General features: G+C 74.8%; 12 protein-coding genes. 7 read left to right on the forward strand and 5 right to left on the reverse strand.

Annotated features, from left to right (window positions below; translation table 11 throughout):
- Positions 1–93 precede the first annotated feature (93 nt).
- From DQ392_RS01605 to tdh, 3 genes are all read right to left on the reverse strand, one after another.
- The gene (locus tag DQ392_RS01605) at positions 94–1,023 is read right to left on the reverse strand and encodes a LysR family transcriptional regulator (RefSeq protein ID WP_114013623.1); all 930 of its coding nucleotides are present in this window, start codon (positions 1,021–1,023) and stop codon (positions 94–96) included.
- A gap of 19 nt (positions 1,024–1,042) precedes the next feature.
- Entirely contained in the window at positions 1,043–2,236 is a 1,194-nt protein-coding gene (locus DQ392_RS01610; protein ID WP_114013624.1) for a glycine C-acetyltransferase, read from the reverse strand.
- 90 nt (positions 2,237–2,326) lie between these two features.
- Positions 2,327–3,355 (reverse strand): L-threonine 3-dehydrogenase, encoded by a 1,029-nt coding sequence (gene tdh / locus DQ392_RS01615; protein ID WP_114013625.1) that lies wholly within the window; start codon positions 3,353–3,355, stop codon positions 2,327–2,329.
- Positions 3,356–3,695: 340 nt separating this feature from the next.
- On the opposite strand from tdh, the gene DQ392_RS01620 reads away from it, so the two are divergent.
- Positions 3,696–4,655 (forward strand): ATP-dependent DNA ligase, encoded by a 960-nt coding sequence (locus tag DQ392_RS01620; protein WP_245981031.1) that lies wholly within the window; start codon positions 3,696–3,698, stop codon positions 4,653–4,655.
- 249 nt (positions 4,656–4,904) lie between these two features.
- Positions 4,905–5,150: a hypothetical protein gene (locus tag DQ392_RS01625; protein ID WP_114013627.1), complete on the forward strand. Its 246-nt coding sequence runs from the start codon at positions 4,905–4,907 to the stop codon at positions 5,148–5,150.
- 99 nt (positions 5,151–5,249) lie between these two features.
- Here the strand turns inward: DQ392_RS01625 and bla are convergent, their stop codons facing one another.
- A complete protein-coding gene (bla, locus tag DQ392_RS01630) occupies positions 5,250–6,206 on the reverse strand; it encodes a class A beta-lactamase (protein WP_114013628.1) in 957 nt (318 codons plus the stop codon).
- 138 nt (positions 6,207–6,344) lie between these two features.
- On the opposite strand from bla, the gene DQ392_RS01635 reads away from it, so the two are divergent.
- Together DQ392_RS01635 and DQ392_RS01640 are read left to right on the forward strand one after the other, a co-directional pair.
- Complete coding sequence (locus DQ392_RS01635; RefSeq protein ID WP_114013699.1) at positions 6,345–7,310, forward strand: LysR family transcriptional regulator; 966 nt, start codon at positions 6,345–6,347, stop codon at positions 7,308–7,310.
- A gap of 109 nt (positions 7,311–7,419) precedes the next feature.
- Positions 7,420–8,322 (forward strand): serine hydrolase, encoded by a 903-nt coding sequence (locus DQ392_RS01640; RefSeq protein ID WP_114013629.1) that lies wholly within the window; start codon positions 7,420–7,422, stop codon positions 8,320–8,322.
- Between the two features lie 28 nt (positions 8,323–8,350).
- On the opposite strand, the gene DQ392_RS01645 is transcribed toward DQ392_RS01640, so the two are convergent.
- On the reverse strand, positions 8,351–9,100 hold the full coding sequence (locus DQ392_RS01645) for a sulfite exporter TauE/SafE family protein (RefSeq protein WP_114013700.1): 750 nt from the start codon (positions 9,098–9,100) through the stop codon (positions 8,351–8,353).
- Positions 9,101–9,497: 397 nt separating this feature from the next.
- On the opposite strand from DQ392_RS01645, the gene crtI reads away from it, so the two are divergent.
- Genes crtI through DQ392_RS01660 form a run of 3 tightly spaced genes read left to right on the forward strand, consistent with a single transcriptional unit; the run spans position 9,498 to position 13,199 of the window.
- Positions 9,498–11,057: a phytoene desaturase family protein gene (gene crtI, locus DQ392_RS01650; RefSeq protein WP_114013630.1), complete on the forward strand. Its 1,560-nt coding sequence runs from the start codon at positions 9,498–9,500 to the stop codon at positions 11,055–11,057.
- Positions 11,044–12,159, forward strand: coding sequence for a phytoene/squalene synthase family protein (locus tag DQ392_RS01655; RefSeq protein ID WP_114013631.1), 1,116 nt, complete (start codon positions 11,044–11,046; stop codon positions 12,157–12,159). Before crtI ends, DQ392_RS01655 begins: the two co-directional genes overlap by 14 nt.
- On the forward strand, positions 12,156–13,199 hold the full coding sequence (locus DQ392_RS01660) for a Rieske (2Fe-2S) protein (protein ID WP_114013632.1): 1,044 nt from the start codon (positions 12,156–12,158) through the stop codon (positions 13,197–13,199). The genes DQ392_RS01655 and DQ392_RS01660 overlap by 4 nt, the downstream gene beginning before the upstream one ends.
- Positions 13,200–13,214 lie beyond the last annotated feature (15 nt).

The following is a 13,214-nucleotide window of genomic DNA, read 5'->3' on the forward strand; positions in this document are numbered from 1 at the left end:
TCTTCGAGAACTCCCCCGAAGGCGTGCCGAGGCGACGGGCCGCGGCCCGGCCTCACGCGGCGGTTCCCGGCCTCACGCTCGCGGTTCGCGGCCTCACGCGGCGGTTTCGGTGGGCCGGCGGGCCGCTTCCGTGAGCGCCGCCAGCACCGGGCTGATCAGCGGATGGTCCTCCGCGCCCCGCCGCACGGCGGCGAAGACCCGGCGGGTGGGGGCGACGCCCTCGACCGGATGGACCGCGACGCCCTCGCTGTTTCCCACGTCCGTGCCCAGCAGCGCGGAACGCGGCACCAGGGCGACACCCACCCCGGCGGAAGCGAGGGCGAGGACCGCGCGGAAGTCGTCGGAGAAGTGCCGCATCCGCGGCTCGAAGCCCGCGTGTTCGCAGGCGAGGACGACCACGTCGTGGCACGGATTGCCGGGAAAGGGGCCGATCCAGGTGTCCTTGGCCAGCTCGGCCAGCGGCACCCGATCGGCCCCGGCCAGCCGGTGCCCCTCCGGCAGCACGGCGTCGAACGGCTCCGCGTACAGCGGCACCCGGGTCAGGCGCGGATCGTCCTCGCCGGGCGCGCCCCGGTACTCGACGGCCACCGCCACGTCGGTCTCCCGGTCCAGCACCATGGGCAGGCTGGCATCGCCCTCGGTGTCCTTGACCCGCACCCGGATGCCGGGCGCCGTGCGGCCCAGCCGGGAGAGCGCGGGGGCGACCACCAGTCCGATGCCGGTGGCGAACGAGGCCAGGTCCACCTGCCCGGCGGCGCCCGAGCCGTAGGCGGCCAGCTCGGCCTCGGCGCGCTCCAACTGGGCGAGGACCAGGTTGGTGTGGGTCAGCAGGATCTCCCCTGCCGGGGTGAGCCGCACGCCTTTGGTGCCGCGCTCGACCAGCCGGTGTCCTGTCTCCTGTTCCAGCGCGGTCAGCTGCTGGGAGACGGCCGAGGGGGTGAGGTAGAGCGCGGCGGCAGCGGCGGTCACCGTGCGGTGGTCCGCCACCGCACGGAGGATGTGCAGCCGCCGCGCCTCGATCACCTGACCGATTCTCCCCCAGTCACCGCGCGAGCTGCGCCCGGGACGCGACGAACGCGTCGACCGCCCGGTTCACGTCCTCGGTGGAGTGCGCCGCCGACAGCTGCACCCGGATGCGGGCCTGTCCCTGCGGCACCACCGGGTAGGAGAAGCCGATCACGTACACCCCGCGCTCCAGCAGCAGCTCCGCCATCCGGCCCGCCTCGGCGGCGTCCCCGATCATGACGGGCGCGATGGCGTGCTCGCCCGGCAGCAGGGTGAAGCCCTCCTCGGCCATCCGGCGGCGGAACAGCTCGGTGTTGGCCGCCAGCTTCCGGCGCAGGTCCCCGGCCGACTCCAGCAGGTCGAGCACCTTCAGCGAAGCCGCCGCGATCACCGGCGCCAGACTGTTGGAGAACAGGTAGGGGCGCGAGCGCTGCCGCAGCAGCGCGGCGATCTCGGCGCGGGCCGCCACGTAACCGCCCGAGGCGCCGCCCAGCGCCTTGCCGAGAGTACCGGTGACGACGTCCACCCGGTCCATGACGCCGTGCAGCTCGGGGGTGCCGCGCCCGCCCTCGCCCACGAAGCCCACCGCGTGCGAGTCGTCGACCATCACCATCGCGTCGTACCGCTCCGCCAGGTCGCAGATCTCGGGCAGCGGCGCCAGATAGCCGTCCATGGAGAAGACGCCGTCGGTGACGACGAGCCGCCGCCGCGCGTCCCGGGCCTTCTCCAGCTGCTGCTCCAGGTCGGCCATGTCGCGGTTGGCGTAGCGGAAGCGGCGGGCCTTCGAGAGCCGGATGCCGTCGATGATCGAGGCGTGGTTGAGGGCGTCGGAGATCACGGCGTCCTGCTCGCCCAGCAGCGTCTCGAACACGCCGCCGTTCGCGTCGAAGCAGGAGGAGTACAAGACGGTGTCCTCCTGGCCGAGGAAGGCCGAAAGCCGCGCCTCCAGCTCCTTGTGGACCTCCTGCGTGCCGCAGATGAAGCGGACCGAGGCCATGCCGTAGCCCCAGCGGTCCAGCGCCTCGTGGGCCGCCGCGATCACCTTGGGGTGGTCGGCCAGGCCCAGGTAGTTGTTGGCGCAGAAGTTGATGACCTCGCCCGGGCGCCCGCCGCCTGTCACCTCGACGGTCGCGGACTGCGGGGTGCCGATGACCCGCTCGGGCTTGTGCAGCCCGGCGGCGCTGATCTCCTCGAGGGTGGCGCGCAGCTCGTCGCGTACGGAGTCGAACATGGTGTCAGCTCTCCAGAGGTCGGGAGGGAACGGGGACGGTGGTCGTTCGGCCGCACCGGGCGGCGGCCGGTGCGGGGCCGGGGCGGCGGCTCAGCGGGTCCAGTCCAGGACGACCTTGCCGCCGCGGCCACCGGCCGCGTCGTCGAACGCGGCGTCGAAGTCGCGGTAGCCGTACCTGCCGGTGATCACCGGGCCGAGGTCCAGGCCGCCTTCCAGCAGCACCGACATCGCGTACCAGGTCTCGAACATCTCCCGCCCGTAGATGCCCTTGAGAGTGATCATCGAGGTGACGATCCGGGCCCAGTCCACGGCGAAGTCCTCGGCGGGCAGCCCGAGCATCGCGATCTTCCCGCCGTGGGTCATGTTCGCGAGCATGTCCCGCAGCGCCGCCGGGTTCCCCGACATCTCCAGCCCGACGTCGAAGCCCTCGCGCAGCCCCAGCGCCCGCTGCCCCTCGGCGATGTCCGCGCCCGAGACGTCCAGCGCGAGCGAGGCACCGACCTTGCGGGCCAGCTCCAGCCGCTCCTCGCTCACATCGGTGACGACGACGTTGCGGGCGCCCGCGTGCTTGGCCACCGCCACCGCCATCAGACCGATCGGACCCGCGCCCGTGATCAGCACGTCCTCGCCGACCAGCGGGAAGGACAGCGCGGTGTGCACGGCGTTGCCGAACGGGTCGAAGATCGCCGCGATGTCGGGATCGACACGGCCGCGGTGCACCCACACGTTCTGCGAGGGCAGCGCCACGTACTCGGCGAACGCGCCGTCGCGGCCCACCCCGAGCCCCACCGTGGCGCGGCACAGGTGCCGCCGCCCCGCCAGGCAGTTGCGGCACTTGCCGCACACCAGGTGGCCCTCGCCGCTGACCCGGTCGCCCGGCTCGATGTCGGTCACGTCCCGGCCGGTCTCCACGACCACGCCCGTGAACTCGTGCCCCACCACCAGCGGAGCGGCCACCGCCTGCTGCGCCCAGCCGTCCCAGGCGCGGATGTGCAGGTCGGTGCCGCAGATGCCGGTCCGCTCCACCTTGATCAGCACATCGCCGGGCCCTGCCTGGGGCTCGGGAACATCGGCCAGCCACAGTCCGGGTTCGGCCTTCTGCTTGACCAGCGCCTTCACGTCACGGCTCCTGTCGTCTCGCGCGCCACGGCAGGGCGAAGCCGGGCCGCGTGACGGCGGCCCGGCCCTAGGCCCTGCGAGGGAAAGGGGGCGGCGGCGAGGGTGCGCCGCCGGCACGAATCTGCCGCACGGCGGGCCGCGGGGTCCATCGAGACTTTCTTAACCGCGCCCGCAGCCTGCCTTCACACCGGCGGCCCCGCCGGACACTCCGGGGCGCCCACCGGGCACCGGGGCCCGGCCCCGCGGCGGCTGCGGTCCGCGGCCTGCGGTCGCACACTCCGGCGTTCCGCGCTATACGTGGCATATGGGCGATAAACGGCTCGTCCCGCCCATCCCCCCGATGGCCGCCAGGACGGTCGACACGACGCCCCGCGCGGACGGGCTGGCGTACGAGGCCAAGTGGGACGGCTACCGGGCGCTGGTGTACGCGCGCCCCGACGCCCCACGCCTCCAGTCGCGCCGCGGCACCGACCTGGGCCCCGGCTTCCCCGACATCCTGCGCGCCGCCGCCGCGCTGGGCGAGGAGGCCGTCCTCGACGGAGAACTGGTCGTGATCGAGGAAGGGGCGGTCAGCTTCGGCCGGCTCCAGTCGCGAGCCCAGCGCACCGGACCCGGCGCCGAGGCGGCCGCGGCCGCCCACCCGGCCCACTTCATCGCCTTCGACCTGCTCCAACTCGGCGACGAGACCACCATGGGCCGCCCCTACAGGGAGCGCCGCGCCCTGCTGGAGGAGGTCTTCACCCGCCGCGACCTCCAGCCGCCCTGGGCCCTGTGTCCCATGACCACCGACCCGGCGCGCGCGCAGGAGTGGCTCGACGCCGCGTGGGGCCGTGTCGGCATCGAGGGCATGGTCGTCAAGGGCCTCGGCCAGCCCTACAGGCCCGGCGAGCGCGGCTGGCGCAAGCTGCGCGCCCGCGCCACGGCGGAGGCCGTCGTCGGCGCCGTCACCGGTCCTCTCGCCTCCCCGGACGTGCTCCTGCTGGGGCGTTGGGACGAGGGCGGTGAACTGCGCATGGTGGCCCAGAGCGCCCCGGTCACCACCGCGCTGCGCCGTGAACTCGGCCCCCTGCTGACCTCCGCCGGGCCCGAACACCCCTGGACCGACGCCCGGTTCCGCTCGGGATGGGGCAGCCGCGATCTCCTCGCGCACCGCTGCGTCGTTCCCGAGCACGTGGTCGAGTTCGAGGCGGACGTGGCCTTCGACGAGGGCCGCTGGCGCCATCCCGTCCAGGCCCGCAGGAGGCGCCCTGGGTTCGCACCCCAGGACGTGCCCCGGTTCCCGTCGGGCCCCGCCCAGTGAGCGGCGACCGGACGCGGCGGTGGCGCGGCGGTGACGGGAGACAGGGAGAGACAGGCGGGAGAGCAGGGGAGGGGGGCGGGGGCTCAGGTGACCTGTCCGGCCCACCACCGCGCGCAGCGGTCCTTCACCCGGTGCAGCGTGGAAGCAGCGTCCCCGACCAGTCGACAGCCGGCTCGCGCCGCCGAGGCGCGTGGAACGGCGGGAGCAGGCCGGAGCGACGAGAAGACGACAAGACGACAAGGAGTCCCCATGCGTCGCCTTTCCCGCTCATCGCGTATCGCGACCGCCATCGCCGCCCTGACGGTCACCGCACTCGTGCCCCTGTGCGGTGTCGCGCAGGCCGCCGCCCCGTCCCACGCGGCGGCGGCCCCCGCCGCCGCGGCACCCGCGCCGTCAGGCGGCGACCAGGACGGCAACGCCGCCTCCGACCAGCGGCTCGTCAAGCTCGGCAACCGCGACGGCATGCTCGGTCTGGGCGTTCTCGGTCTCCTGTGAGCGGAGCGCGTGAGTGGAGCGCGTGAACGGAGCGCGTGAACGGAGCGCGTGCGCCTGCCGTGGCACGAGCCCCGTTCCGCTTGTCTGCCGGCGAACGCGTCAGGAGAGCTTGTCGGACACGACGGAGGCGGCCTCGGCGACGAGCTTGTCGTCGTAGTCGGCGTCCTCCTTCTTCCGCTTCGACATGACGGTCACGATCAGGGGCGCCTTCCCCGGCGGGCGGACGACGGCGATGTCGTTGCGGGTGCCGTACCTGGCGGCCCCGCTCTTGTCGCCGACGCCCCACTCCTTCGGGACTCCGGCCCTGATGAGCTCGGTGCCGGTCGGGCTCTCGTCCAGCCAGTCGTCCAACTGGGCACGCTCAGGCTTCGGGAGGGCGTCACCGAGGGTGACGGCGCGCAGGTCCTCGGCGAAGGCGCGCGGGGTCGTGGTGTCCCGCTTGTCGCCCGGGGTGGCCTCGGTCAGCGCGGTCTCGTAGCGGTTCATCTGCGTGACGTCGTCGCCGAGGTCTTCGAGGTAGGCGTCGAGCTTCTCGGGGCCGCCCAGGTCGCGGACCAGCAGATTGTCCGCGCCGTTGTCGCTCTGGCGGACGGCTGCCTCGCACAGCTCGCGCAGGGTCAGCTGCTGGCCGACGTGTGCGCTGGTGACGGGGGAGTGGCCGACGGGCACGTCCTTGCCGACGGTGAGCGACTTGTCGCCGAGCCCCTTCAGCGAGTACTTGTCCAGAACGGCGGCGGCCGTGAACACCTTGTGCGTGGACGCGTACGCGAACCGCTCGTCCGCGTGGTAGGAGACCGCGCGTCCCGAGCCGGTGTCGAAGGCATGGACGCCGAGCCGCGCCCCGTACTGCGCTTCCAGCTTCTTGAACGCCGCGGCAGCCGCGTCGTCCCCGCCCTGTACGGAAGCGGAGGACGACGGGTCCGCGGAGGACGGTGCGGTGGTGGAGGTCGCGGCGGAGGCGGTCGTGGCGCTCTGGCCGCACGCGGTCAGCGGCAGGACGAGCGCCAGCGCGCCGAGCGCCGCGGAGGAGGTGCGTCGGGCTGTGGTCGTTCGCATGGGTGTCGATGCCTCCGGAGGGTCCGTGAGTGACGGGCCCGCCCAGCCTCACCCGGCGCCGGTCATGCCGTCCAAGACGCAATCGCGCCACCCCATGCGCAATCGGCATGGCAGCGGTGGCGGCATAGAGTGGCGGGCGTGGATCTGGTGGGTGCGTGCCGAGCGTTCGTGCAGGTGAGCGAGCGCGGCAGCTTTACGGCCGGGGCGGCGGCCGCGCGCATGTCGCAGTCGGTCGCCAGCCGTCGCGTCGCCGCGCTCGAACAGCATCTCGGTGAGCGGCTGTTCGAGCGCAGCGCGCGCAGGGCGCGGCTGACCCCGTTCGGACGCTCCCTGCTCCCTGCGGCCCGCCGCCTGGTGCTCGCCGCGGAGGAACTGGAGCACGAGGCGGCCACCGCCCACCAGCGGCCCGTGTCCCTGGCCGTGCCCGACACCTGCCCCACGCCGGGGCTGGCCCGCCTCGCCGCGGCCGCCCGCGGCCTGGGCATGGTCCTCGACCCGCGTACGGCGGCGCCTGCCGAGCGCCCGCACCTGGTCCGCTCCCAGCAGGTGCGGGCAGCGCTCGTCGCGGTGCCGCCCGACCAGGCACGCTGGTCGGTACCGCTCGGCCTCGCCACGGTCGCGGAGCCCGCGGCCCGTCGCCTGTTCCTGGAGGCCCTGCGCCCCCGCCGCACCCGGCGCGGGCGGCCCCGGCGTGTGTGGGTCCAGCCCGAGGACGACGTACCGCACGTCCGTGACCGCCTCACGCGCCTGGGCGACTGTGTGGGCCTGCTGCCCGCGCAGGTGTCCGTCGCCACGAGCCTCACCCAGGCGGCGGCCCAGGTCCTCTCGGGCGACGACCTGCTGCTGTGCTCACCCGTGCAGGCGCAGGAGTTCGCTCTGCACTGGCGGCCGCTCGGTGAACTCGACATGGAGCGCACGTACGGTCTGCTCGCCGCGGAGGAGGGCGACGCCGAACGGCTCGGCGACCGCCTCGGTGACGCTCTCGCCCACTGCCTGGGCGCGGGGGCCGAACCCGCCGAGGCGCGAGCGGCCGGCCCGCGACCGGGCGCCGACCGCACGCGGCGAGGGGGACCGTCGCACTCCCGCGGGACCCCGAGCGCGTGACGGGCCGGGCAACCGACACCGACACAGCGGCAACACATGAAGCGACAACCACCACAGCAGCAACCGACACGGCGACAACCGAGCCGAAGGACGAAGGGACGACGCGCACATGACGGCCGAGGGACTGCTCCGCACGCTGCGCCAGGATCTGCGCGACGGCGGCCTGTCCGGCTCGTTCCTCGTGCGCGATCTCCGCACCGGTGACGAGGTCGGTATCGAGCCCGACACCGAACTGCCCGTCGCCTCCCTGGTGAAGCTGCCGCTCGCGATAGCGACGCTCGAACGCGTCCGGCGCGGCGAACTGGAGGGGGACAGGGCGCTGGAGGTGAGCCCCGGGCGGATCACCCGGCCGGGGCCGACAGGGCTGACACGGTTCCGGCACCCGGCCCGGGTCGCGGTCGACGACCTGCTCTACCTGGCCACCTCCCTCAGCGACAACACCGCAGCCGACGCGCTGTTCGGCCTCACCCCGCCGGCGCGCGTGGACGCCCTGCTGGGAGAGCTGGGGCTCACCGGCATCGCCGTCCGCCACACGATGGACGAACTGACCGACACCCCCGTCGAGCGTCTGCGCACCCAGGAGGCGCACCTGGCCCATTCGCTGGCCATCGACGCGGGCACCCTCGGGCGCGGCCACCGGCTGCCGCAGCTCGACGTCACCCGCGCCAACACCGGCACGGCCCGGGCCTTCACCGATCTCCTCCAGGCCGTGTGGACCCCCTCGGCCGTGCACCCCGAGGTGACCGCGCGCCTGCGCACGCTGATGGGGGACAACGTGATGCGCCACCGGCTCGCGCCCGACTTCAGCTCCGACTCCTCGTCCTGGTCGTCCAAGACGGCCACGCTGCTCAACCTCCGTCACGAGGTGGGGGTCGTCCAGCACGCCGACGGCGCCGTCTACGCCGTCGCGGCCCTGACGGAGTCCCGCGTCCCGGCCGCCAGCCAGCCGGGGGCCGAGGCCCTCATGGCGCAGGTGGCCCGCGAGCTGCGGGACCACCTGCGGCACGGCTGAGCCGTCGCGGATCCGGTGGTGGCCGCGGTCAGCTCGCCCACCACTGGTCGTGGGCGAGCTTCCCCACCAGGGCGACGACCGTCACCAGGAGCACGCCGCGTACGAAGCCGCTGCCCCGCTTGAGCGCCATGTGCGCGCCGACGAACGCGCCGGCCATGTTGCACAGGGCCATGACGGGCGCGAGGCCCCACAGCACGGTGCCCTGCCAGGTGAACACGGCCAGCGCGCCGACGTTGGTGCAGACGTTGACGACCTTCGTAGTGGCCGAGGCGCTGACCATGTCCATGTTGAGGAGCGCCACCAGGGCGATCACCAGGAAGGTGCCGGTGCCGGGCCCCAGCAGCCCGTCGTAGAAGCCGATGCCGACCCCCGCGACGGCGAAGGCGCTCAGCACCCGGCCCCGGGTGGCCGGTCCGCCCGAGGCGTGCCCGAAGTGGGGCCGCAGCACCACGAAGGCGGCGACCGCCAGCAGCAGCACGATGATCAGCGGACGGAGTACCGCGCTGTCCACCCCGGCGGCGAAGAACGCGCCGCCGAGCGAGGCGAGCGCCGCGACGAGGCCGAGCCGGGCCGCGAGCCGCAGGTCGAGCGGGGTCTTGCGGGCGTATGTCACCGCCGCTGCCGAGGTACCCACCACGGCGGCCGCCTTGTTGGTGCCCAGCGCCCAGGCGGGTGGGAGATGCGGAAGCGCGATCAGCAGGGCGGGCAGCTGGAGCAGCCCGCCGCCGCCGACGACGGCGTCGATCCAGCCGGCCAGGGCGGCGGCCACGCACAGCATCGCGACCGCCGTGAACGATATGTCATACACGGATGTGAGCAGTCCTCGTCGTCAGCGCGGCGGCCGGTGCGAGCCACGGCGGCCGCTGAACGGAGTGGCTGCCCCGCGCGGCGGGCCCACCGGCCCGCCTGCTGCGGGGCCGCCCCAGCATCCCAGACGTGCCCCCCGCCCGGGCGTACGGCCGTTCGGGTAGCCCTCGGCTGCCGGGCTCCGCCCGCCGGAGCGGTCACGGCGCGGGCGCCCCGCTCACGTGGTCGACTGGCAGACGGTGCCGCACACCCCGTGTGCGACGGCGCCGCCGAACACACGAGGGAAGGGCCGCGATGCGCCGCAGCGCGACGAAGCGCCACCCGCGGGGACGAGCCGCGCGAGCGCACCGGCGGGCCGGGGCCGGGCGGTGAACGGCGTCCCGGGCCGCTGCGACCACGTCGTCGTGGTCGGCGCCGGACTGGCCGGTCTTTCCGCGGCGCTGCACCTGCTCGGCGCCGGCCGCCGGGTGACGGTCCTGGAGAGCGCGCAGGGTCCTGGAGGCAGGGCGGGACGCGCCGAACGCTCCGGCCACCTGATCGACACCGGACCCACCGTCTTGACGATGCCCGAGTTGGTGGCTGACGCCTTCGCCGCCGTCGGCGACCGCCTCGGCGACAGGATCGACCTCGTCCCCCTGCACCCCGCCTACCGCGCGAGGTTCGCCGACGGCAGCCGCCTGGACGTCCACAGCGACCCCGAGGCCATGGCGGCCGAGGTCGCCCGCTTCGCCTCCCCCGAGGCCGCCGACGGCTACCTGCGGCTCCGCGACTGGCTGCGACGGCTCTACAGGATCCAGATGCGGCGCTTCATCGACGCGAACTTCGACACCCCGCTCCAGCTCCTCCACCCCGACCTCGCGCGCCTGGCCGCGCTGGGCGGCTTCGGCAGGCTCGACGCCCGCATCGCCCGCTTCGTCTCCGACGAGAGGCTGCGGCGCGTCTTCACCTTCCAGGCGCTGTACGCGGGCGTCCCGCCCCAGCGGGCGCTGGCGGCCTACGCCGTCATCTCCTACATGGACACCGTCGCCGGTGTCTTCTTCCCCCGCGGCGGCATGCACGCCCTGCCCCGCGCCATGGCGGCCGCGGCGCGGGACGCGGGGGCCGACCTGCGCTACGGGCGGCGCGTGCGGAGCCTGGAGCGGTCGGGGCAGCGGGTGACCGCCGTCCTCACCGACGACGAGCGCGTCCCCTGTGACGCCGTCGTCCTCACCCCCGACCTGCCGACGTCCTACCATCTGCTCGGACACCGGCCGCGCCGGCCGCTGGCCCTGCGGCACGCGCCCTCAGCGGTGGTGCTGCACCTGGGGACCGACCGCACCTGGCCGCAACTGGCGCACCACACCCTCTCGTTCGGCGCGTCCTGGCAGCGCACCTTCCGCGAACTGACCCGCCAGGGCCGCCTGATGAGCGACCCCTCCCTGCTGATCAGCCGCCCGACCGCCACGGACCCCGCGCTGGCTCCGCCGGGGCGGCACCTGCACTACGTCCTCGCCCCCTGCCCCAACACCGCCATCGGTCCCAGCGCCCGGCAGTGGCGCGACCTGGCCCCCGGCTACCGCGACGTGCTGCTGGGCCACCTGGAGCGGCGGGGCCTGAGCGGCATCGCCGGCTCCGTGCGCGACGAGCTGATGGTGACCCCCGCCGACTGGAGCGCCCAGGGCCTGGCCGCGGGCACACCGTTCTCCCTCGCCCACACCTTCGCCCAGACCGGCCCCTTCCGGCCCCGCAACCTCGTGCGCGGCACCGACAACGCCGTCCTGGCCGGCTGCGGCACCACACCCGGGGTCGGCGTGCCCACTGTGCTGCTCTCGGGCAAGCTCGCCGCCGCCCGCATCACAGGCGCCCCCTCGGGAACGACCGGCCGAGCGTCACGCACCGCGGCCAGGACCCCCACCGCAGGAAGGCCCCTCGCCCATGACGGAACGTGAACTCGACGCCGCGGGCATCACCGACTCCGCCCTCCGCGACGCCTACCGGCTCAGCCGCCGGCTCAACGCCCGCCACGGCAGGACCTACTTCCTCGCCACCCGGCTGCTGCCCCTCGACCGCCGTCCGGCCGTCCACGCCCTCTACGGCTTCGCCCGCTGGGCCGACGACATCGTCGACGACCCCGGCGATCCGGTCGGCCCCGGCGATCCCGTGGACGCGGACCGGCGCCTGGCCGCCCTCGACGCGATGGACAGCCACCTGGCCTCAGCCCTGCGCACCGGCACCGGCGCCGGCACCGGCGGGAGCACAGACGCGGGCACGGGCACGGCGGCGCCGCCCGTCGTCCGCGCTCTGGCGCACACCGCGGCCCGCTACGCCATCGACCACCGGCACTTCGCCGACTTCATGGCGTCCATGCGCAGCGACCTGACCGTCACCCGCTACCCCACCTACGCCGACCTGCACCGCTACATGCACGGCTCGGCCGCCGTCATCGGACTGCAAATGCTGCCGGTCCTCGGCACCGTCGTCCCCCGCGAGGAGGCCGCACCGCACGCCGCCGCCCTCGGTGTCGCCTTCCAGCTGACCAACTTCCTGCGCGACGTGGGCGAGGACCTCGACCGGGGCCGTGTCTACCTGCCCGAGGACCTGCTGGGCTCCTTCGGCGTCGACCGCGCGCTGCTGCGCTGGAGCCGCGAGACCGGGCGCGCCGACCCCCGCATCACGGCGGCCCTCGCCGCGGCGCTCGACCTCACCCGCGGCGTCTACCGCCGGGCCCGCCCCGGCCTCGACATGCTCGACCCGCGTGCCAGGCCCTGCATCAGGACCGCGTTCGTCCTCTACGGCGCGATCCTCGAGACCCTCGCGGACAACGGCTTCGACGTGCTGCACCGCAGAGCCGTCGTGCCGCGCCGCCGCCGTGCCGTCCTCGCGCTGGACGGCGTGGCCCGGGTCGCCGCCGTGCGGCTGCGCGCCGCCTGCGGCGACCCGCACCCCGCTACCCGGCACGCGGGCCGTGACGGCCGCCCCGGCCCCCACCGCCTCGCGCGCCACCACCCGGCCGCCCCCGCCCCGCACCCCCAGCTGATGGAGGCACCATGACCGACGGTGCGCCGCCCGCGCCCCCACGCACCCGCCGGACCCCGCTGGCCCTGCGCCGGCGCGCGGTCCCCTGGGAGCGCCAGCGGCCCACCTGGCGTGCCGCACGGGCGGGGCTCATCGAGGACGCGCTGCGCCGCGCGGGCAAGCGGCCCTCGGGCAACTGGTACGTGCTCGGTGCGGCGCGCGAGATGACCCGGGGGCGGCCGCTGGGCCGGACCGTCGCCGGAGTGGAGGTCGTCGCCTGGTACGACGCGCAGGGCAGGATCCGCGCGGGAGCCGGCGCCTGCCCGCACCTGGGGGCGCCGCTGAAGGACAGCCCGGTGCGCTGCGGGCAACTGGTCTGCCACTGGCACGGCATGGCCTTCGACGGGCGGCCGAAACCCGGCTGGGAGCCGTACCCGGCCTACGACGACGGGGTACTGGCCTGGGTGCGGCTCGACGGGGCGGGCGGTGAGGAGCCCACCGAGCGGCCCGTCGTGCCCACCCGGCCGCGGCCAGGGCGTTCCGTCGAGGCCGTGCACACCGCCGTCGGCCGGTGCACGCCCGACGACATCGTCGCCAACCGCCTCGACCCCTGGCACGGCGCCTGGTTCCACCCCTACTCCTTCGTCGACCTGACGGTGGTCAGCACCCCCGACGAGGCACCGGGCGGCGGGGCGCAGGGCGGCGAGGTGTTTGACGGCTTCGTGGTCGACGTCTCCTTCAAGGTGGCGGGGCGGGCGGTGGTGCCGGTGCGGGCCGTGTTCACCGCGCCGGAACCGCGCACCGTCGTCATGCACATCACCGCGGGGGAGGGCCGCGGCTCCGTCGTCGAGACGCACGCGACCCCGCTGGAGTCCGAGGCGTCAGGCGAGCCCCGCACCCTGGTGACCGAGGCGGTCGTGGCGCACTCGCCCCGCGCCGGGTTCGCCCTCGCCCGCGCCTGCGCGCCGGTGCTGCGGACCCTGCTGCGGACGGGCGCCAGGCGGCTGTGGCTCGACGACCTCGCCTACGCCGAACGCCGCTGGCACCTGCGCAGCACCCGCCGCTTCCCCGGGTGAGAGAGGCGGCGCGCG

This window comes from Streptomyces reniochalinae, from assembly GCF_003323735.1.
In the GTDB taxonomy this organism is placed as follows: Bacteria; Actinomycetota; Actinomycetes; order Streptomycetales; family Streptomycetaceae; genus Streptomyces; species Streptomyces reniochalinae.